The organism is Mesorhizobium sp. B263B2A, from assembly GCF_020165775.1.
Lineage (GTDB): Bacteria > Pseudomonadota > Alphaproteobacteria > Rhizobiales > Rhizobiaceae > Mesorhizobium > Mesorhizobium opportunistum.
Map to the genome: position 1 here is coordinate 122,723 of NZ_JAIUIU010000001.1, position 20,066 is coordinate 142,788.

Below are 20,066 nucleotides of genomic sequence, written 5' to 3' on the forward strand. Positions count from 1 at the left end.
CGGAGGCAAAACGATCGCCGCGGCCGGCCGGGAGCGGACACGGGCGCGCCGCCCTGTCGAAGGCCGCCGGGCCGAGGTCGCGCCCAACCGCCGATCAACCCCGGCCGAGCCGGGCTCCCCGATTGCCGCGGGGTTCAACCGCGCACGAATTCAATCAGCGCTTCGACCATGCGGTCGTTGAATTCCTGGCGGAATCGGTTCTTCTTCAGCCATTCCGGGTTGGAGCCGACCGTCTTGTTGGCGTCGACGACGATGCCCTTGCCGTCGACAATGAAATAGTCGATCGCGCCGAAATCGAGACGCAGCCGCTCCCTGACCGCCCTCACCTCGGGCGGAACGGCGCCGCCGACCTCATTGCTGATGATCTCCGATCCCTTGCAGAGAACGTCGTTATAGGTCTGCCGCATGTTCACTTCGGCACCGAGCAGGAACATGTAGCGGTGCTTGACGATCGGCAGGTCGAGGCTGTCGAAGGCGAATTTCTCGACCATCAGGCGGTCGTCCCCCCAGGCCTCGGGCGGAACCTGCGCCAAAGTGTCGTAGACGCGGTAGCGCGGGCACAGCCGTTCCTTGTAGCCGGGATCGGCGGTTTTGCGGACGAAATGCATCGCCCGCGTCCATCCGTTGCGATACTGCCGCCAGCGCAGTTCGGGCCGGCCCCTGCTGTTGAGAACGGTCTTGACGATGACCGGACCGGAATGGCCGTCGCCGGCACCGATCCTGAGCGATGAATAGAGCTGCCGGTGGATGGACAGCGCATGGCCGTTGATGCTGCGCGCGTAGCGCCGGGCGATGTCGTGATAAAGGCGTGGCACATCGGTCAGGTCGATGTGCAGCAGAGCCGCCGGCGCCAGATGCTCCCGCGCCGGACGATCGAGCACGCGCACCGTCATCCCTGCCTGCTCCAGGCGCGGCAGCAGCGACTGGATGGAATACTCCTCTCCCGAACGAAAATTGCCCAGGCTCTCCACATAGACATCGAGATCGGCGACATCGAGACCGGCTCGCATGGCTGCGCCGCTATTCGCTGATGTCGACATTCGAGAAGTCGTGATGGTCGAACGGGTCCATGACGTAACCCTGGACCCGTTCGCGCATCGGTATCGACACCACGGAATGGGCAATGACCACCCATGGCGTCTGTTCCCGGAAGATCCCCTGTGCCTGCGCATAGAGCTTCATGCGGGCATCGAGGTCGACGATCCCGGCAGCCTGCCGAAGCAGATCGTCGAAGGCAGGAAAACACCAGTTGGCGCGGTTGGTGGCGCCGACACCGGCGCAGCCGAGCGGCACCGAGAGGAAATTGTCGGGGTCGCCATTGTCGCCGGTGAAACCGAACAGCATGGCGCCATCGCGGTCGACCGGTTTGGAGCGGGCAAGATATTCGGCCCATTCATAGGTCACGATATCCACGGTGACGCCGATCCGCGCCAGGTCCGACTGGATCATCTCCGCCATGCGCTGGGCATTGGGATTGTACGGGCGCTGCACCGGCATCGCCCAGACCTTCATGTGCAGATCCTTGATGCCGGCATCAGTCAATGCCTGCCTGGCGGCATCGGGATCGAAAACAGGGTCGGGCGTGGTCTTGTCATAGGCCCAGGAGGTCGGCGGCAGCGGATTGCGCGCGATCTCACCGGTGCCCCGGAAGATGACGTCGACAAGCGCCTTCCTGTCGATGGCCATGTCGATCGCCTTTCTGACCCTGGGATCGTTGAACGGCTTCTGCAACGTGTTGAAGGCGAGGTATCCGGTGTTGAGGCCTTCCTGCTGCATGACCTTGATGCCGGGCGCCGTCTTGATCGCCGCCAGATCGGCCGGATTGGGATAGGGCATGACATCGCACTCGCCGGCGCGCAGCTTCTCCAGCCGGACGCTGGCATCGGTGGTGATGGCGAAGATGAGGTCGTCGATCCTCGGCCGGCCGCGCCAATAATCGGGATTGGCCTTGTAGCGGATGACCGCATCCTGCTGGTAGTCGACAAGCTGGAACGGACCCGTGCCGACCGGTTTCGTCGCCAGGTCGAGCGGCCGCTTTTCAGCCAGCAGCCTGTCGGCATATTCCCTGGAAACAACAGAGGCAAAGTCCATCGCCAGATTGGCAAGCATCGGCGCATGAGGCGCCTTGAGCGTCATGACGACGGTGTAGTTGTCGAGCTTGCGCCAACTGGCGACGAGGCGTGGCATGCCCATGCCGTCGAAATAGCCATAGGGGCGGCTGGCATAGTTGTGGAACGGGTTCTGCGCGTCTGCCTGGCGCTCGAAGGTGAACAGCACGTCGTCGGCATTGAAATCGCGGCTTGGCGTAAAGCCATCGACGGTGTGAAACTTCACGCCGTGCCTGAGGTGGAAGGTATAGGTGAGGCTGTCGTCCGAAATCTCCCATTTCTCGGCCAGGCCGGGACGCACCTTGGTGGTGCCGGGTTCGAACTCGACAATACGGTTGTAGAGCGCCGTGGCGGAGGCGTCACGGGTGCCGGAAGCGAGAGCCGGGTCGAACGTGTCCGGACTGGCCTCCGTGCAATAGACCAAGGTCTTGGCCATGGAATCATGAACTGGCAACGCGAAAAGAGAAAGCGTCGCCAGGAGCAGAACAGAGCGCTTGCTTGTCATGATGCCCCCCAAGGCATGCCCAAAGGCCTGGGCGATGCTATCAGAAGACGGCAGCGCCGGTAAGCCGGCCCGCCGACGATGAACCTTTCCGCTTCCGCCCGCGACTGATGTCCAGGCGCCGCATGGTGCGGCCCCGGAAAGGAAGCCGCCATGACCAGCAACCCCGAGGCTCCGAGGTCCACGGGAACAACAGGAGCTCGGCGCGACCACCGCCTTCGGGATGGGGTCGATGCGCTGGGCTTCCCGCTGATTCCGTTGACCCTGCGTAAGAGCGGTAGTAACGTAACCGTGAGGAAAGCAGACAATTCGATCAGGGAAGAACGTGCCGGACCACCGCGCCTTGCCCTGATTTGCGCGGCAACGCCGGATGTTTCTCCCGTGGCTAACGGGGGTAGCTTCATGTCTCGCGTCCGCGGCACGCGCGTGTCTTCTTTGATGTATTCTCCTTTGACATATTCTCTTGAGGGCCGTTTGCGCCGCGCCATCCACGCAGGCGGCTTGCTGGCGCTGGCGCTCGGTGCGGGCCTATGGTTTGGCGGTGCCGCAAAAGCGCAGGAAACCCAGATCATCTATCCCGGTTCGATGGCGGTTACCGGATTTTCCGGCACCGTCATTCCCAATTTCGACCCCCCTGATTCCGAAAAAGGGGGCCTGCCGCCCGGCGTCGATCCCGTCGATGAAACCTTCATAGACACCACGCGCGCCACCTTGCGCGTGTTCGACGTTTCGCATCTCGGCGGGCCGGCTTCGGGCCAGCTCGTCTTCACGCCGCCGCCTTTCGAGGTGACATCAGGCCAGATCGGCCAGGTGTTCGGCCTCACCTATGATGACGGCGTGCGCGATGGCGTCCCGTCGGGCATACCGAACCTCTATGCCGGCGCCAGTTCGCTGCACGGCATCCGCATCGTCACGCCCGATACCGACGAGGACGGCAGGCCGGAGCGGCAGCGCCGCGGCATGGCGGGCGCCACCTTCATGGAGGGCCAGTTCGGCACCGAGAACGGCGGCGGGCCAGGCACCATCTGGAAGATCGACGGCATCACCGGCCAGGTCGCCAAATTCGCCGACATCGACACCAACAGCGGTCCCGGCATCGGCAATCTCACCTTCGATCCGATTCACCGCCAGTTCTTCGCCTCCGACCTCGATACCGGCCTCGTCCATCGCATCGACGCCGGTGGCAGGCTGATCGACACCTTCGACCATGGTGTTGCAGGGCGCCCGGCGCACGGGCTGGCTCCCGTCGCCGACGATGGCGCGGTAATGGACATACAAGGTGCCGCCTTCGACAGCGAAGACCCTGAAACCTGGGGCTACACGCAGGACGAACGCCGCGTCTGGGCCGTCTCCTATCATGGCGGCCGGCTCTATTACTCGGTTGGCGAAAAGGCCGAAATCTGGTCGGTGGGCATTGCCCGCGACGGCAGCTTCGCCGGCGACCCGCGTTGGGAACTGACGGCCAAGGCCGACAAGGACTACGCTGTCACCGACATCGCCTTCGACAACAGCGGCTTCATGTACCTGGCCCAGCGCGGCCCGGTCGAAAACCGCTACGATTACAGCCAGCTCGCCGATTCCGGCAAGGGCGAGGTCATCCGCTACTGGCGCGAAAATCCCGACGATCCGGAGACGGAATCGGTCTGGGTGGAAGCGCCGCAGGAATATGCGGTGGGTTTCCCGCAGGCCAACCGGCAGTCGGCCGGCGGCGTCGACCTGCAATATGGCTATGACGCGGACGGCAATCTCGACACTTCGGTCTGCACCCAGACGCTGGTCAACACAGGCGACAAATTGCGCGATAATCCGGCCCTTGCCGAGAAACTCGCCGCCGGCGGACCGCTCGCCGTGCACGGCGTGCAGATCACACCCAAGGAACAGGTCAAGCCGGCCAATGTGCCGCCCTTCGGCTCCTGGTTCGTCGACTTCGACGGCTATTTCGAGGATCCCGAAGTGGAAGGCCATGTAGGCGATGTCGCCGTCTGGCACCCCTGCGAGGGTCGCGCCGGCTATTATGAGGAAATCCCGGGCGGCTACCTGCCCCCCTTCTATCCGCCGGACTTCCCACCGCCCGGCAATCTGCCTCCCTGTATCGATGTCGAGGACGTGCAGTATTTCTGCACGCCGCGCGGGCTCGAGGCCGATCTCTATCTCCATGACCATGCCGGCTTCGGCGGCGATTCGATCAAGGCCCAATCCAGGACGCCCGGCGTCGGGGTGACATCACCCCAGTCGCATGCGCCGGGCAAGCCGTACACGATCGACATCACCGGCCATTATCCGGGCGACAGAGTGGATGTCGGGCTTTGCTTCTACAGGCAATCCGACAAGGACAAGGGTGGCTACTACCCTTGTTGCAAGATGACCTTGCCGCTCAGAACCCCAGCCGTCAGCTGCGAACGTTGAGGAGGGGAAGATGAAAAATCTCGCACTCTTCCCGCTTGCGGAAAACAACTCAACCGTCAACTCAACCGTCATGGAGACGATCATGAAACCCCTGTCATACGCCAGGCGCGGCGCGCGCTGGCTGATGGCGGCCGGTATCGCGGTCGCCACCCTGACCCCGCTGCCCAGCCTTGCGGAAGACTCCGCTCCGATCACCCCGGAGTTGAGGCTCGACCTCGACAATTCGCGCATCATCAACCCGCGGCCGGACCGGATCGTGCCCTTCTTCACCAAGACCGGCACGCAAAGAGGCTGCGACTATGTCGTCTATTCGCTGAGCTTCGGCCTGCGCGGCGATCCGCAGGGCTTTGCCGATCCAGGTCTCGCGGCCTTGCTGAAAAAGCTCAAGATCGAGTTCAAGGACCAGCTCCCGCACGGTCTTGCCATCGTCAACGTCAACGTGTTCGGCGACGGCACGGATTCCTCCGGCGGACCGCTGCCGGGCGCCACGATCAGCAATTCGGCGGGTCCCAACGACACGGCGACGGTTTCCGATTTCCGGATTTCCGCCTCCGACCTCGACGGCTCGGGCGCGCCGAATGAACGTGTCATCACCTTCAAGATCACGGCCAAGATCGACCATGCGGCGTTTCCCTCGCCGACCATCGTCGACAACCAGGGCCTGATCAAGGTGACCAACGGAACCGGCACCGGGACCCTCATCCCGTCGCAGGATCCGGGCAAACCCGACGATGGCGACTACAGGACCGGCGCCAAGACGTCGATCAAGATCGATCTCACCAAATGCAACCCGCCACCGCCGCCTCCCGGCAAGGAATGCTTCAAGGTGGAGCGCGGCACGGTCGATTGCGTGCCCGGCGGCGGCGCCTTCATCTACCACATGCCGGTAGGCTCGGAGATGGGCGGCAAATGGGTGCAGGTCTCGACGGCCACGCCCGGCATCACCATCATCCCCGATACGCAACTGGTTCCGGCGGGGGGCGGGGTGCTCAACTGGAAGATCGTCGGCGCATCGCCCGGCGACGTCATCCACCTCATCGTCACCGGCATCGAAACCTATGCCGGCCCGAAGGAAGGCTGGGGGTTGTGCTGCACGCAGACCATCGACATCGTCATCCCGCGTGACCAGAAGTGCCCGCCCAGGGACAAGGAGCCGGACCTCAAGGTCGAGAAACGCGCCGACGTGACGCGTTGCACGATGGGTGGCGGCTGCGACTTCACCATCAGGGTCACCAATGTCGGCACCGCGCCCTATAACGGCAAGATCGTGCTCGACGAGGTGACGCTGCCGGCCGGTTCGACGCTGAGTTCAGGGCCCAATCCGCCCTGGGTTTGCGTACCCGGCACCACCCCGATGATCTGCACCCATCCGGTGACCACGCTCAATCCGGGCGCCTCCGTCGACCTCAAGCTCGGCTTCAAGCCGGCCGGAGGCTGGCAAGGCAGCAGCTTGCGCAACTGCGCCACCTACAATTATGACGCCAGCGGCAAGCCGCTGTTCGGCAGCCAGTCGAACGACCGTGGCTGCGCCTCGATCCCGATCTGCCGCCGTGGCGATCGCGACCGCGACTGCCAGCCGCCGGTGGAGAAGAAGGTCGACCTGATCCTGAAGAAGCGAGCCCGCGTCCCGGTCTGCACGGCCGACGGCATCTGCTACTTCGTGATCGACGTCATCAACAACGGCAGCGCCACCTACAATGGACCGCTGACGGTCATCGACAACTACCCGGGCGGCGCGCCGGCCTCCTCGACCTTCGGGCCGAGCCCGCCCTGGACATGCGGACCGAACGGTCCTGGCCAGTTCCGCTGCGACAATGCAGGCATCTCGCTGCCTCCGGGTGCCTCGACGCCGATCGTCGTCAAGGCGGTGATGCCGGCCGGCTACCAGTCGGACACGGTCGAGAACTGCGCGGCGGTAAAGCCCATCCCCGGTGAGGTCGACCTCACCAACAACAGGGCCTGCGCAAAGGAACGCTTCCGTCATCCCAATGGCGGCAAGCCGACCCTGCGCATCACCAAGGTCTGCAATGGCTCGCTCGCCGGTGCCGCGCTCGTCTCGTGCCGCATCACCGTCATCAGCCTTGGCACCGCTGCCCCCACCGGTCCGGTGCGGGTCAACGATGCCGCCACGCTGGTGGCCGGCGGCGCCCCCGTCCAGATCCAGAGCGTCACTCCCGACGGCGCGGAATGGGCATGCGGACCGGTGCCTGCCAATGCGCTGTCCTGCAAGATTCCAGGTGCCGTCATGACACCCGGAACATCCAGGCACTTCGACGTGACGGTCTCGGCGAATGGCGAGTTCGAGAACTGCGCGCGCGGCTCCTATGGGCCGGCGCCCGGCGACGACGTCGTTTATCCGATCGGCCAAGCCTGCGCCAAGGGCGGCGGCTCTTCGACAATCCGCGTCGAAAAGACCGGCGACCGCGAATGCAGGCCCGGCCAGCCCTGCTCGTTCGACATCACCATATCAAATGATGGGACGAGCCCGTTCTCCGGCCCGGTCCGCATCGGTGATGCGATCGGCGTGGAAGGGCTCGGCCGGCTGGACGGCGTTGCGATCACCTCGATCGATCCGCCTTTCGGCTGTTCGCCCGAGCCGGCAACCTTGCCGCTGTCCTGCATCGCCAACCTGTCGCTCGGCGCCGGTGAAAGCCAGTCGCACCATGTCACCGTGGTCATTCCCGACGACGGCCTGGCCAACCTGCAAGGCGACGTCAACGGCCAGAACTGCGTCGGCGTGCTCTCTCCCGACACGCGGGTTGAAGGCGGCGGCGACGTCTTGTCCAAGGATGCGGCCAATGTGCAGGGCGATCGCGGCAAGGCCTATGCGTGCCACCCCTTCATCATCACGCATGAGGTGAAGAAGGAGTGCTCGCCGGGCTTCGTCATGAACGATGCGGGCCGCTGCGTCTGCCCGGAAGGCACCACCTTCCGCAACGGCCAGTGCACCGGCGGCGGTACCAACGTTCTGCCGACGCCACCTCCGCCGAAGCGCTGCGTGCTGCTCGAAGGCCAGATCCGCACCGAGGACGGGCGTTGCGTCTGCCCGCGCGGCACGGCGCTCGAGAACGGAAAATGCGTCAGGACCGACAAGCCCGAGCAGTGCACTATTCGTGGCCAGGTCCACGACGCGGACGGCGATTGTGTTTGCCCCAGGGGTGCGGAAGTCAGGGACAATGCCTGCCGTCCGATCCGGCCGAAGCCCGAGCAGTGCACCATCCGTGGCCAGGTTCACGACGCCAATGGCGACTGCGTCTGCCCGAGAGGAACCGAAGTGCGCAACGGTGCCTGCCGTCCGGTCCGGCCGGAGCCCGAGCAGTGCACCATCCGTGGCCAGGTCCACGACGCCGACGGCAATTGCGTCTGCCCGCGGGGTACCGAGGTGCAAGGCAATGCCTGCCGGCGCAAGCAGCCGCAGCTGGAGCAGTGCGACATCCGCGGCCAGGTCCACAACAAGCGCGGCGAGTGCGTCTGTCCGCGAGGGACCGAGGTGATCGACGGTGCATGCCGCAAGCCCAGGCAACAGACGGAATGCGCTCCGGGCTCGCAGATGATCGATGGCCAGTGCCAGCCGATCATCAGGCGGCGCTGCCCGGAAGGCACGATCGGGCGGTATCCGAACTGCCGGCCGATACGCGGGCAGCCGTCGCTGGAGCTCAACCCTGGACTTCTCCTGCAGCAGGTACTGCCACGGCTCAGGCCGCAGGCCGAACAGCAGCAGGATCCGGCTGCAAACAGGATCCTGAAACTCCAGCAGCAATAACCATCTGCTCGATGCCAGACCAGAAACCCGCCGGAGCGATCCGGCGGGTTTTTCGTCACGGCGCCGGGCAGCGGAAATTAGCCGTAACGCCACCCGAGCCTGTGGAGCCGCCGTGCCGGCACCCTCGACAAGTCGTCCGCCGCGCATTAGGCAGTCGATCCAGGGTGACCGGCATGAAAAAAGGCGCCCGGAAAGGCCGCGAGATGAGCAAAAAGACCTTGATCGCACCTTCGGTGCTGGCTTCGGACTTTTCCAGGCTTGGCGACGAAGTCGAGGCCGTCGCGGCCGCTGGCGCCGACTGGATACATCTCGATGTCATGGATGGCCATTTCGTCCCCAACATCACCTTCGGCCCGCCGGTCATCAAGGCGATCCGCAACCGCACCAAGGCCTTCTTCGACTGCCATCTGATGATCGCGCCGGCCGATTCCTATCTCGCCGCCTTCGCCGACGCCGGCTGTGACGGCATGACGGTGCACGCCGAGGCCGGGCCGCATCTCGACCGCTCGCTGCAGACCATCAGGAATCTCGGCAAGAAAGCCGGCGTCTCGCTCAACCCGGCGACGTCGGAAAGCGCTGTCGAATACGTGCTCGACCGTCTTGACCTGATCCTGATCATGACCGTCAATCCGGGTTTCGGCGGTCAGGCCTTCATCCCAGGGATCGTCGACAAGGTGAGACGGGTCAAGGCACTGATCGGCGATCGGCCGATCCGCATCGAGATCGACGGTGGCATTTCGGCTGAAACAGCGCCCCTGGTCACCGCTGCCGGCGCCGACGTGCTGGTCGCCGGCGCCGCCATCTTCAAGGGCGGCAGCGTCGAGGCCTACCGGGCCAACATCGAGGCGATCCGGACGGCGGCCGACAAGGCCGCCGGCTAAATGCGGCGCGATCATCCATTTCAATTGCAAAAGGCCGGCTAAGGAGCGTGCGGACGCCCTCCGGGTCCGGCCCGGCCGAATCAGTTTCGCCAAGGCCGCCCGATAGCTGCGCGCGCCTCGTTGTCTTTGCGCGCGACAGAAAAGATGCTCGCACAAGCACGCAGGAATAGATGATCCTGCGTGCATACAAAACATGTTAAGCTTCCACTGGTTGTAGCCGCGTGAAATCTGCACGATCCGGCGGCGGATTGGCGTATATTTCTTTGTTCTAAAGTACAATAACGCGATCTTCTGCTTGAGCGTCCAAAGGCAGGCGTTATAGGGTACACGTACGGAGAGGGACTGTTTCCGGACTCGAATTGCCCAAATTCAGAATTGGGGACAAAGGAGTCGTCTTTTGACCTACGGAGCTGCCAATCTGAACGACGACGGCACAGGATCCAAAAGCACGCTTGCCAGTACGGTCTATCATCAGCTGCGCGATGATCTTCTCGGCGGCGCTCTCGAAACTGAAAGCAAGCTGCGGGTCGAGTGGGTTGTTTCCAAGTATGGCGCCGGCGCCTCTCCGGTTCGGGAAGCCCTCAACCGCCTTGCCTCCGAAGGGCTTCTTGGCCGCCACGACCAGCGCGGCTTCTTCATCATGCCGGTCACCGCGACGGAGCTCGAGGAGCTGACGCGCACCCGCTGCTGGCTCGAGGAACGCGCCCTTCGCGAATCCATTGCCCACCGCACCGCCGAATGGGAAGAACAGCTGGTGCTGGCGCTGCATCGCCTGGGGCGCGCGTCACGGCATGATCTCCCGTCGATCAATCCGGATTGGGAGAAATTGCACCGCACCTTCCATCGGGTGCTGATCTCGGCCTGCCGGTCGCACTGGCTGGTGGGTTTCTGCGATCAGCTTTCCGATCACGCCTACCGCTACCGGCAAATGGCCAATGACGGCGAAGGCATCCAGCGCGACGGTTTCGCCGAACACCGGCTGATCGCCGAATGCGCGCTGGATGGCAATGCCGACGGTGCCGTCCAGGCACTGATCGATCACTACCAGCTGACCGCTTCCATGTGCATGGAGCGCTTCAAGCAGAACGAAACGGCCGCCGCCCCGGCCGAACGCGCCCGACGTTGATGCATGCCGTCTAGGGATGGCACCGAGATCCGTCTAATTGAGATGGCGAGGACATCACTTGTCGGTGCCATTGGTGATTGCCTATAAGTTTGGTTTGCAATGGGGTGGCAATCCTTGGCTAAGATGTCTCATACAGCATGCTTTGCGTATTTTGGCACCACACCGACGAATGTGCAGTGGAGTTGGTCAGCTAGAAATGAAGCTACAAAGACCGTCGTAGTCACCCTTTGGCAGGATGAATTTAAGCGAAACGACGGGAGGTTCACCTATGAACGTGGGCCAATTTGGTCCGCCAGCAGAGCGAGTCCTGGGCACAACGAGATGATGCAGAATCTACGTTGGGCGATCGACCATTGCGACGGTTGGCTGAAGGTGATCATTGCGATCGCAAAAGATAAGTCTGCTAAGCCCAGATCGATTGCGGAATGCGCTCCGACCAAAATGCAGGTCAAAGTAACACACCTAAACGAAAAGACCGGTGAATTCGGTCTCGAAGCGTTCGGATTGCTCAAGACGTAGCATCATGCGGCCAGAAGCGCATGCCCGACACCGCCATTGCCGTCACCGCAGGAAGACTTCATGAGCAATCATCTGTTCGATGCGTTCCGGTCCCGGATGCCGGCGCCGGGGCGTCTGTTGATGGAAACCGACGATGGCCGCTCGCTCACCTATGGCGACATGCTGGCGCGTTCGGGACAGCTCGCGCATGCGCTGCTGCAATTGGGTGTCGAGCCCGGCGACCGGGTTGCCGTGCAGGTCGAGAAGAGCCCGGAGGCGGTCCTGCTCTATCTCGCCTGCGTGCGCGCCGGTGCCGTCTTCCTGCCGCTCAACACCGCCTATACGCTGACCGAACTTGGATATTTCTTCGACGATGCTGCACCTCGGGTCATCGTCTGCGATCCGGCAAGGGCTGCGGATGTCGCCGCGATAGTCGAGCCATCCGGTGCCGTCGTGGTCACGCTCGACCGCAACGGCCAGGGATCGCTGGCGGACCAGGCATCGCGGCAAACGTCCGATTTCCATGATGTCGAGCGGGGCGGGGACGATCTTGCCGCGATCCTCTACACGTCGGGGACGACCGGCCGCTCGAAAGGCGCCATGCTCAGCCACGAGAATCTGGCCTCGAACGCTCGGGTGCTGGTCGATCAATGGCGCTTCACGGCGGACGATGTGCTGATCCACGCGCTGCCGATCTTCCACACTCATGGCCTGTTCGTCGCCACCAACGTCATCCTGATGGCAGGCGCCTCGATGCTGTTCGAACAGAAATTCGACGCGGGCCGCATCGTCTCGCTGCTGCCGCGCGCAACAGTGCTGATGGGTGTGCCAACCTTCTACGTACGCCTGCTGCAGCAGGACGCCCTGGACCGCGAGGCGGCGAAGACGATCCGCCTGTTCGTGTCGGGCTCGGCGCCGCTGCTGGCCGAGACGCACAGGGCCTGGCGCGAGCGCACCGGTCACGCCATCCTCGAACGCTACGGCATGACCGAAACCAACATGAACACGTCGAACCCGTATGAGGGCGAACGGCGCGCCGGCACGGTCGGTTTCCCCTTGCCCGGCGTGTCGCTGCGCATCGCCGATCCCGACAGCGGCAGGACGCTGGCCCAAGGCGAGGTCGGCATGATCGAGGTGAAGGGTCCAAACGTGTTCGGCGGCTACTGGCGCATGCCGGAAAAGACCAAGGCGGAATTCCGTGCCGACGGCTTCTTCATCACCGGCGATCTCGGCGTGATCGACGCCGACGGTTATGTCCACATTGTCGGCCGCGGCAAGGACCTGATCATTTCAGGCGGCTACAACATCTATCCGAAGGAACTCGAAAGCGAGATCGACGCGCTCGACGGGGTCTTGGAAAGCGCCATCATCGGCGTTGCTCATCCGGACTTCGGCGAAGGCGTCACCGCGGTCGTCGTGCGGGCGCCGGCATCGCGGATCACCGGTGCCGAAATCCTCGGCGCCATCGCCGGGCGCGTGGCGAAGTACAAGCATCCGAAGCAGGTGATCTTCGTCGACGAACTGCCGCGCAACACGATGGGCAAGGTCCAGAAGAATCTTTTGCGCGATGCCTATAAGGATCTCTACGCATCCTGATCAGGCCAGGCCTTTTTCGGAAACAGGGTGAACCGCTCTAACCACGATTGGAAGCGCCGGAGCCGGAGCCCCACAAGGCACGCTTCAGCAAGCTGCGTTTGCGCTTGCGCGGCACGAGGTCGATATCGCTGACGAGCTTGGCACCGCCCTCACGCCTTTCCAGGGTGATCTTGCGGCTGTGGAAGGCTTCGAGCTCCGCGCGATGCGCCACGCTGATGATGGTGACATCAGGCAGTTCGCGGATCACCGTCATCATCATCGTGTCCTGGCTCTTCTCGTCGAGCGCCGAGGTCGCTTCATCCAGCACCACGATATCGGGGCGATGCAGCAGCAGGCGCGCGAAGGCCAAGCGTTGCTTTTCGCCGCCCGACAGAGTCTGGTCCCATGGTGCTTCTTCCTTGATCCTGTCGGTGAGATAGCCGAGCCCCACCTTGTCGAGGGCAGCCTTGATCTGCTTGATCGTCCACTTGTCCGCCGCCGCGGGATAGGCGACCGCGCGGCGAAGCGTGCCGGTGGGGATGTAGGGGCGTTGCGGCAGCATGAACAGGCGCCTGCCGGCGTGGAAATTGACGTTGCCGCCGCCCCATGGCCACAGGCCCGCAACGGCCCGCACCAAGGTCGACTTGCCCGAACCGGATTCGCCGGCCACCAGCACCCGCTCTCCCGGTTCGATTTCGACCTTTGTTTCCTTGACCACCGAGGAGCCGTCGTCGAGCGTCACGGAAAGATTGTCGAGGCTGAGCATCGCGCCGTCTTCGGTCTCGCCATGCTTGATGCGTCCCAGCTCGTCGCTCTGCTCGGCGCGCTCCAGCCCGTCGAGCGACATCATCAGCGAGGCGATGCGGCGTGCGGAGGCGTTCCAGTCGGCAAGACGTGGATAATTGTCGACCAGCCATCCGAAGGCGCCCTGCACGATGGCGAAGGCCGAGGCCGCCTGCATGACCTGGCCGAGCGACATCGAGCCTTCGAGGAATTTTGGCGCGCACAGCAGCACCGGCACGACCGGCGCGAACAGGCTCGATCCCTGCGAGACCAGTGCCGTGCGCATATGCTGTCCGGTCAGTTGTGCCCATCGCTTCAGCACGCCGGCAAAGGTTCTGTCGATGCCGCTGCGCTCCTCCTCCTCACCTCCGAGCAAGGCAATGCTCTCGCCGTTTTCGCGCACGCGGGTCAGCACGTAGCGGAACTCGGCTTCCGACTGGTTCTTTTCCTCGGACAGCCGGACGAAATCGCGGCCGATGATGACCATCGAGGTGGAGGTGATCGCGGCATAGATCACGGCCGTGATGACGAGGAAACCGGGCACGGTGAAGGTCGAGCCTCCCAATGTGAAGCTCAAGGCTCCGCCGATCGTCCACAGCACTACGATGAAGGTCGAGGCCGACAGTGTGGCGATGATCACGCCGGAGATGAAATCGACGGGCGACTCGGTGGCGATCCGCAGATCCTCGGTGAGGCGGGCTTCGGGGTTCGAATGGTCGCCCGCGACGAGGTTCAACTGGTAGTAGCGGCCATTGGCGAGCCAGCGCGCTATCACCGACGTGGTGAGCCAGGACCGCCAGCGGCGCTGCATCGTCATGCGCAGATAGACCTGCGCGATAACAAGGCTCACGCTTCCGGCGACGAGCGGCAGGAATATGGCGCTGAGCACATAGACGGTGTGGACGTTGCGCTGCTCGATAGCGTCGAAGAACGCGCGGTTCCAGACGTTGATCCCGTACTGGAAGCCGACATTGACGACGATCAGGGTCAACAGCCCGACTGTAAGCGGCCAGGCGAGCTTGTCGCCCTGCCGCCCCCAATAGCCGCGCCCACTGATCCAGAAACGCCGCAGCAGGTATTTCTTGCGCGCCTGCTCGGCCTCCTCGGGCGTCAGCTGCGGATCGGGTTCGATAGCTTCCGGTGGCGGCCCCGCCTGGCCGTCGACCTCCGGCGCTGCGTCGGCGGGCGTTGGCTTTTCTTCGCCCGGCTCGCCTGACGTCTGGTCACGCGGCCCTTGCCGTCGCGACTTTCCTCGACGCGGCTTCGGGTTGCCGCGCGGTCTGATGCCGTCGGCCGGTGTCGATTTGGGTTTCGCCTCGGACATACGCTGCGACAACGGACTCAAAATCAAAAGGTTTCATGACGTCTGTTCGGGACGGCAAACTCCCAACGGCACCGGTCATTCCGGGTACAGCAGCGCGACGACATGATCGGCGATCGCCAGGCTTGCCGTCAGGCCGGGGCTCTCTATGCCGAACAGGTTGACGATCCGGCCGAGGCCATGATCGCCCGGACCCTGGATCATGAAGTCGGCCGCCGGCTGGCCGGGACCCGACAGTTTCGGCCTGATGCCGGCATAGGCCGGTTGCAGGGCGCCATCGCCAAGGTCGGGCCAATAACGGCGGATCGCTTCGTAGAAGACGGCGCTCCGGCCTGGATCGACCGTGTAATCCACATGGTCGATCCATTCGACATCAGGCCCAAAGCGCGCGCTGCCGCTGAGATCGTGCGTCAGGTGGACACCGAGGCCGCCTTCGACCGGAACCGGGTAGATCAGCCGCGAAAACGGCGACCGGCCTGGAAGCGCGAAATAATTTCCGCGCGCCAGCCACTGCCGGGGGATGAGGCTTTGCGGGAACCCCTCGATCCGGCCGGCCATGGCCTGCGCGTCGAGGCCCGCGGCGTTGACGAAGGCGCGGGCCTCCAAAGCGAAGGTCTCGCCATCGGCATCGCGCGTGTCGACACGGATCCCGTCGGCGTCGATCGCCGCGCCGGCCACGCAGGTCAGGAAAGCGAAGGCCGTGCCGGCCGCCTCGGCGTCGCCGCGCAGCGACAGCATCAAGGCATGGCTGTCGACGATGCCGGTCGACGGCGACAGCAGCGCGCCGGCGCATGTCAGCGCCGGCTCCAGGCTTTCGGCTTCGCCGCGCGTCAAAAGCTCGAGGTCCTCGACCCCGCAACGGTGTGCATTGGCCTGGATCGTCCGCAACCCGTCCATCTGCCCTGGCTCGCTGGCGACGATCAGCTTGCCGGTCCGTGCATGGGCGACGCCGTGCTCGGCGCAGTAGGCGTAGAGGAGCCCGCGGCCTTCGACGCAGAGCCGGGCCTTCAGGCTGCCCGGCGCATAATGGAGCCCGGCATGGATGACTTCGGAATTGCGCGAACTGGTGACGGTGCCGATCGCATCGGCCTGCTCGATGACCACCACCTCGCGGCCCGACAAGGCAAGCGCCCTGGCGACGGCAAGCCCGACGACGCCTGCTCCGGCGACAACACAGTCGATTGCCTGCATGGGCCCGCTTCCAGGATTACGCGCCGGCTGAAAAAACCTTGTCGCCGCCGATCCAGACGCTTCCTATGCCGAGATCGTCCGACAGCGCAACGATATCCGCCGCCGTGCCGTTGGCAAGGCGGCCAAGCCGGTGCGACTGGCCGATCGCCTGCGCCGGATAGAGCGAGGCCATACGCAAGGCTTCGGAAAGGTCGAGCCCGACGACGCGGTGCATGAACCGGATGGCCGAGATCATGTCGAGGTCGGCGCCGGCCAGCGTCCCGTCGGCAAGCCTGAGGCTCCCGTCCTTGCGGTAGATGGTGCGGCCGTTGAGCGTGAACGAGGTCATGTCGGTGCCGATCGTCGCCATCGCGTCGGTGACGAGCACGATCTTGCCAGGCCCCTGCTTGGCCTCGAGTGCGATCCTGATGGTTGCCGGATGGACGTGGATGCCGTCGGCGATCAGCCCGGCGGACAAGGTGCCGATGTCGATCGCCGTGCCCGCCAGCCCCGGCTCGCGGTTGCCGATCTGGCTCATCGCGTTGAACAGATGGGTGACCACGCTGGCGCCCGCCTCGGCGAAGGTTTTCGCCGTGGCATAGCCGGTGTCCGAATGGCCGAGGCTGACGATGGTGCCGGCCCTGGTCAATGCCGTGACGCGGGCCGGCTCGACGGATTCGGGCGCTATCGTGGTGAGCAGCACCGGCAGCTTCCGCCGCGCCGCGATCAGCATCGCCTGGTCGGCGTCCGTCATCGGCCGGATCAGCGCCGGATCATGCGCACCCTTGCGCGCGATCGACAGATGCGGCCCTTCGAGATGCAGGCCGAGGAAGCCTGGCACCTTCCGCAGCGTCGCTGCTTCGCCGGCGGCAATCGCTGCGGCGGTGATGTCAGGCGTGTCGGTGATCAGCGTCGGCAGCAGCGCGGTCGTGCCGAACGGCGCGTGCGCCCGGCATATGGTCTCGATCGAGGCGACGTCGGGGTGGTCGTTGAGCATGACGCCGCCGCCGCCATTGACCTGGATGTCGACGAAGCCCGGCACCAGCATGCCGCCGCCGGTCTCGACGACGCGGACGTCCGAAGGGATGGCGCCGGTGGGCAAAATAGCCTCGACGAGGCCGTCGCGCACGACGAGCGCCGCGCCTTCATGCCAGTCGTCGCCGTCGAAAATCCGGGCGCCAGTCAGGGCAAAACGATCGCTCATACGGTCTCCGTCACCTTGCGAAGGTTGCGCGGCGTGTCCGGATCGAGGCCGCGATGGCGCGCGAAGGCCTCGACGAACATGTAGAAGGAGACGATCAGCGTCAGCGGGTCGGTCAGCGGGTGGCCGGTGGCGACATGCGGCAGGCGCGTGGCACGGTTGGCAAGCGCGGAGGTGACGAACACCGGCGCGCCCTTGGCCGCCAGGCTGTCGGCGGCTTCGGCGACCGACGGTTCGGACGCATCGCGCGCGGCCAGCGCCAGCACCGGAAAATCCGGACCGATCAGCGCCAGCGGGCCGTGCATGACTTCGGCCGCGCTGTAGGCCTCGGCATGCATGCCGCAGGTCTCCTTGAACTTCAGCGCCGCCTCGTTGGCCATCGCCGCGGACGGCCCGCGGCCGAGGATGAACAGCGACTTCTGCTTTTCGATCGTTTCGGCCAGCACGCTCATCCAGTCGCAGGCGATCGCCTTGCCGAAATGTTCGGGCAGGCGGGCAAGTGCGGCAAGCAGCGCGGCGTCGCCGGTGGAATGCGCCATCAAGGCGAGGCCGGCGACTGCGGAATTGATGAAGGTCTTGGTCGCCGCGACGCTGCGCTCGGGCCCGGCCAGGATGTCGATCGCATAGTCCGAGGCGCGCGCCAGCGGCGAATCGGCGGTGTTGGTAACGGCAATGGTCAGCGCGCCGCCGGCCCTTGCGGTTTCGGCCATGGCGACGATGTCCGGGCTCTTGCCCGACTGCGAGATCGCCAGGCACGCCGATCCGGCGAGCCGGAGCTTGCGGCCATAGATCGAAGCGATGGAAGGGCCGACCGAGGCGACGGCAAGGCCCGCGGTCAGCTCGACGGCATATTTCATGAAGGTGGCGGCATGGTCGGACGAGCCGCGCGCCACGGTGACGACGAAATGCGGGTCGCGTTCCCGGATGCCATGCCCGGCCTCGGAGAGCACGGTGCCGGAGCCGTCGAGCAGGCGGGCGACGGCCTGCGGGATCTCCTCGATCTCGCGCCGCATATGGGTGATTTCAGTCATGGTCGGCCCTCTTCGCTCGGCCCTGTCAGCCGCAGTTCGGCGACGAAGTCGTAGGCGTCGCCCCGGTAGATCGAGCGGGTGAATTCGATCACCTTGCCGCTCGCCAGATAGGAAATACGTTCGATGTGCAGGCCGGCAATGCCCGGCGGCACTTCGAGCAGGCGCGCGTCGCTGTCGCCGAGATTGGCGGCCGAAATGCGCTGCACCGCCCGCACCGGCCGGTTGCCCGTCATCTCCAGGGCGGCGTAGAGCGAGGAGCCTATGGCAGCCGGATCGGGCAGCACGCTGGCCGACAGCGATGCGCGTTCGATCGCCAGCGGCGTGTCGTTGGCGATGCGCAGGCGCGCCACGCGCGCCACCAGTTCGCTCGACGACAGGCCAAGCACCATCATCTCGTCGGGCGAGGGCGCGTAGAGGCCGCGGTCGAGCCAGGCCGAACGCACCGCCATGCCGCGCCGCGCCATGTCCTCGGTGAACGAGGTGAGACGCGACAGCGACTGCTCGACTCGCTCCATGCGCGGCGCCACGAAGGTCCCGGAGCCATGGCGCTGCACCAGGATGCCGCCCTTGACCAGGTCCTGCACCGCTTTGCGCACGGTGACCCGCGAAATGTCGGCCTTGGTGGCGATGTCGCGCTCGGAAGGCAGCGCGTCGCCCGGCCCGATCAGGCCGCGGTTGACGGCGTCCTCGATGCTCTTGCGAAGCTGCAGATAGAGCGGCGCGCCGCTCTGCGCCGACTGTTTCAGCGTGGCGAAGATCTGGTCGGCGGCGTCGCTCATCGAGCCGGCCCCGCATGCCCTGCGAAAAGCCGCACCGCCATCTGCACGGCGCCGCCCAGCGCGTCGTCGAGCGGCGGCTTCAGGAGCGCCCGGTAACGCGCCGACAGGCGCGGCGCGTAAAGCGGCGCTAGACCGCCGAGCAGGCAGAGCGGCGCGCCTTCGGCGAGATCGAGCGCGCCAAGCGAGGCTTCGACATCGGCGACCACCCTGTTCAGGATCCAATTGGCGACGCTGTCGCCTTTTTCGGCGTGTTCGAACACCTTGGGCGCGAAACCGCCGAAATCGCCGGGCTTGGCATTGGTGGTGAACTCGACCACGTCCTCCGGATTGTTGCGGAAAACGGCCATCATGCTGTCGGTCAGCGGCGACCCCTCGCGCACGCCGTCATAGGCGAGCAATGTCTGTTCGAGCAGGTCGCGGCCGATGCGCGCGCCGCTGCCCTGGTCGCCGACCTGGAATCCCCAGCCGCCGATGGCGCGCGACTTGCCTTGTTTGCGCGCCATGTAGGCGGTGCCGGTGCCGAGGATCGCCATGGCGCCGTCGCCTGATCCGACGGCGCCTTCCAGCGCGATCTCGGCATCGGTCTCGACGCGGCTGACGCTGAACGGCAGAACCGCTTCGAGCTGCTGCCGGTAGGTGCCGACATTGGCGCCGGCAAGGCCCAGAATGGCCGGTGTCTGCGGGATCAACTCCGGGTCCTGCCCGGCGGCGATGAACGCCTGCCGCGCCGCCTCGACGATGTTCGACCGGGCGCCGGTAAGATCGGTGCGGATGTTGGCGGCGCCGCTTTTGGCACGGCCGAGGACCATGCCGTCTGCATTTGCCAGGGCGGCCCTGCAGCTGGTGCCGCCGCCATCGATGCCGAGCACGAAATTCACGTGATTTCTCCTCCGGCCGGATAATACCAATAAAATACCAATAG

The 20,066-nt window shown here is 64.9% G+C and carries 13 protein-coding genes; 5 read left to right on the forward strand and 8 right to left on the reverse strand.

Annotated features, from left to right (window positions below; all coding sequences use genetic code 11):
- Positions 1–134: 134 nt before the first annotated feature.
- Both LB568_RS00620 and LB568_RS00625 read right to left on the reverse strand, forming a co-directional pair.
- Positions 135–1,040, reverse strand: coding sequence for a hypothetical protein (locus LB568_RS00620; protein WP_224728737.1), 906 nt, complete (start codon positions 1,038–1,040; stop codon positions 135–137).
- A complete protein-coding gene (locus tag LB568_RS00625; RefSeq protein ID WP_224728738.1) occupies positions 1,021–2,613 on the reverse strand; it encodes an ABC transporter substrate-binding protein in 1,593 nt (530 codons plus the stop codon). The genes LB568_RS00620 and LB568_RS00625 overlap by 20 nt, the downstream gene beginning before the upstream one ends.
- A gap of 150 nt (positions 2,614–2,763) precedes the next feature.
- Here LB568_RS00625 and LB568_RS00630 point away from each other — a divergent pair, with 150 nt between their 5' ends.
- The 5 genes from LB568_RS00630 (at position 2,764) to LB568_RS00650 (ending at position 12,880) form a co-directional block, all read left to right on the forward strand.
- The gene (locus LB568_RS00630) at positions 2,764–5,016 is read left to right on the forward strand and encodes a hypothetical protein (protein WP_181176895.1); all 2,253 of its coding nucleotides are present in this window, start codon (positions 2,764–2,766) and stop codon (positions 5,014–5,016) included.
- A 10-nt stretch (positions 5,017–5,026) separates the two neighbouring features.
- Positions 5,027–8,779: a DUF11 domain-containing protein gene (locus LB568_RS00635; protein ID WP_224728739.1), complete on the forward strand. Its 3,753-nt coding sequence runs from the start codon at positions 5,027–5,029 to the stop codon at positions 8,777–8,779.
- Between the two features lie 203 nt (positions 8,780–8,982).
- The gene (gene rpe, locus LB568_RS00640; RefSeq protein WP_224728740.1) at positions 8,983–9,660 is read left to right on the forward strand and encodes a ribulose-phosphate 3-epimerase; all 678 of its coding nucleotides are present in this window, start codon (positions 8,983–8,985) and stop codon (positions 9,658–9,660) included.
- Between the two features lie 397 nt (positions 9,661–10,057).
- Complete coding sequence (locus tag LB568_RS00645) at positions 10,058–10,786, forward strand: GntR family transcriptional regulator (protein WP_013891967.1); 729 nt, start codon at positions 10,058–10,060, stop codon at positions 10,784–10,786.
- Between the two features lie 579 nt (positions 10,787–11,365).
- A complete protein-coding gene (locus tag LB568_RS00650) occupies positions 11,366–12,880 on the forward strand; it encodes a malonate--CoA ligase (protein ID WP_224728741.1) in 1,515 nt (504 codons plus the stop codon).
- A gap of 37 nt (positions 12,881–12,917) precedes the next feature.
- Here the strand turns inward: LB568_RS00650 and LB568_RS00655 are convergent, their stop codons facing one another.
- The 6 genes from LB568_RS00655 to LB568_RS00680 form a co-directional block, all read right to left on the reverse strand.
- Positions 12,918–14,966 (reverse strand): ABC transporter ATP-binding protein/permease, encoded by a 2,049-nt coding sequence (locus LB568_RS00655; protein ID WP_224728742.1) that lies wholly within the window; start codon positions 14,964–14,966, stop codon positions 12,918–12,920.
- 75 nt (positions 14,967–15,041) lie between these two features.
- Complete coding sequence (locus LB568_RS00660; RefSeq protein WP_224728743.1) at positions 15,042–16,154, reverse strand: NAD(P)/FAD-dependent oxidoreductase; 1,113 nt, start codon at positions 16,152–16,154, stop codon at positions 15,042–15,044.
- Positions 16,155–16,170: 16 nt separating this feature from the next.
- Positions 16,171–17,337 (reverse strand): N-acetylglucosamine-6-phosphate deacetylase, encoded by a 1,167-nt coding sequence (nagA, locus tag LB568_RS00665; RefSeq protein ID WP_224728744.1) that lies wholly within the window; start codon positions 17,335–17,337, stop codon positions 16,171–16,173.
- Positions 17,334–18,365 carry an SIS domain-containing protein gene (locus LB568_RS00670; protein ID WP_224728745.1) on the reverse strand — a complete coding sequence of 344 codons (1,032 nt, stop codon included), beginning with the start codon at positions 18,363–18,365 and terminating at the stop codon, positions 17,334–17,336. The genes nagA and LB568_RS00670 overlap by 4 nt, the downstream gene beginning before the upstream one ends.
- On the reverse strand, positions 18,362–19,144 hold the full coding sequence (locus tag LB568_RS00675) for a GntR family transcriptional regulator (RefSeq protein WP_224686398.1): 783 nt from the start codon (positions 19,142–19,144) through the stop codon (positions 18,362–18,364). Before LB568_RS00675 ends, LB568_RS00670 begins: the two co-directional genes overlap by 4 nt.
- A complete protein-coding gene (locus LB568_RS00680) occupies positions 19,141–20,022 on the reverse strand; it encodes an N-acetylglucosamine kinase (protein ID WP_224686399.1) in 882 nt (293 codons plus the stop codon). Before LB568_RS00680 ends, LB568_RS00675 begins: the two co-directional genes overlap by 4 nt.
- Between the last annotated feature and the right edge of the window lie 44 nt (positions 20,023–20,066).

Bases quoted from the DNA above. Each gene is read 5' to 3' on its own strand.
- LB568_RS00620 (WP_224728737.1), bottom strand. From the start codon at position 1,040: ATGTCGACATCAGCGAATAGCGGCGCAGCCATGCGAGCCGGTCTCGAT.
- LB568_RS00625 (WP_224728738.1), bottom strand. From the start codon at position 2,613: ATGACAAGCAAGCGCTCTGTTCTGCTCCTGGCGACGCTTTCTCTTTTC.
- LB568_RS00630 (WP_181176895.1), top strand. From the start codon at position 2,764: ATGACCAGCAACCCCGAGGCTCCGAGGTCCACGGGAACAACAGGAGCT.
- LB568_RS00635 (WP_224728739.1), top strand. From the start codon at position 5,027: ATGAAAAATCTCGCACTCTTCCCGCTTGCGGAAAACAACTCAACCGTC.
- rpe (WP_224728740.1), top strand. From the start codon at position 8,983: ATGAGCAAAAAGACCTTGATCGCACCTTCGGTGCTGGCTTCGGACTTT.
- LB568_RS00650 (WP_224728741.1), top strand. From the start codon at position 11,366: ATGAGCAATCATCTGTTCGATGCGTTCCGGTCCCGGATGCCGGCGCCG.
- LB568_RS00655 (WP_224728742.1), bottom strand. From the start codon at position 14,966: ATGTCCGAGGCGAAACCCAAATCGACACCGGCCGACGGCATCAGACCG.
- LB568_RS00660 (WP_224728743.1), bottom strand. From the start codon at position 16,154: ATGCAGGCAATCGACTGTGTTGTCGCCGGAGCAGGCGTCGTCGGGCTT.
- nagA (WP_224728744.1), bottom strand. From the start codon at position 17,337: ATGAGCGATCGTTTTGCCCTGACTGGCGCCCGGATTTTCGACGGCGAC.
- LB568_RS00670 (WP_224728745.1), bottom strand. From the start codon at position 18,365: ATGACTGAAATCACCCATATGCGGCGCGAGATCGAGGAGATCCCGCAG.
- LB568_RS00675 (WP_224686398.1), bottom strand. From the start codon at position 19,144: ATGAGCGACGCCGCCGACCAGATCTTCGCCACGCTGAAACAGTCGGCG.